The sequence below is a fragment of the Micromonospora sp. ATLC20 genome (assembly GCF_057196585.1).
Map to the genome: position 1 here is coordinate 1 of NZ_JBXUOV010000421.1, position 546 is coordinate 546.

Annotated in this window: 1 protein-coding gene; it reads left to right on the forward strand. The window is 80.8% G+C overall.

Annotation, left to right across the window (positions count from 1 at the left end; all coding sequences use genetic code 11):
- A partial coding sequence (locus AC2CHG_RS31730) for a glycosyltransferase (RefSeq protein ID WP_484526241.1) occupies nt 1–546 on the forward strand: 546 nt, incomplete at both ends.

The following is a 546-nucleotide window of genomic DNA, read 5'->3' on the forward strand; positions in this document are numbered from 1 at the left end:
GCCCGCCCCGGAGGACCGGCGGCGGGCCCGGCAGCGGTTCGGCCTCCCGGCCGACGGGGTGCTCGCGCTGGTCGTCGCCGGCTCCTGGGGCGCCGGCGAGGTGGCGGCCACGGTGGCCGAGGTCGCCGCCGCGGGCGTCCGGCCGGTGGTGGTGTGCGGGCACAACGCGGCGTTGCGTCACCGGCTGCGCGGCGCCGGCCGGCACGTGCTGGGCTGGGTCGACGACATGCCGGCGCTGATGCGCGCGGTCGACGTCATGGTGGAGAACGCCGGCGGGCTGACCTGCCAGGAGGCGCTGGCGGCCGGGCTGCCGGTGGTCACGTACCGGCCCATCGCCGGGCACGGGCGCGCCAACGCCGCGATCCTGGCCCGGGCCGGCCTGAGCCGGTGGGCGGCCACACCGCAGCAGCTCGGGCCGGTCCTCGCGGCCGTGATCGGGACCGGACCGGTGAGCCCGTCCCGCGACGACGTGTCCCGCGACCCGGCCGGCCTGGTCGCCGAGGCCGCACGCCGGGCACCGCCGGCCGGACCGGCCGGTACGCGCCG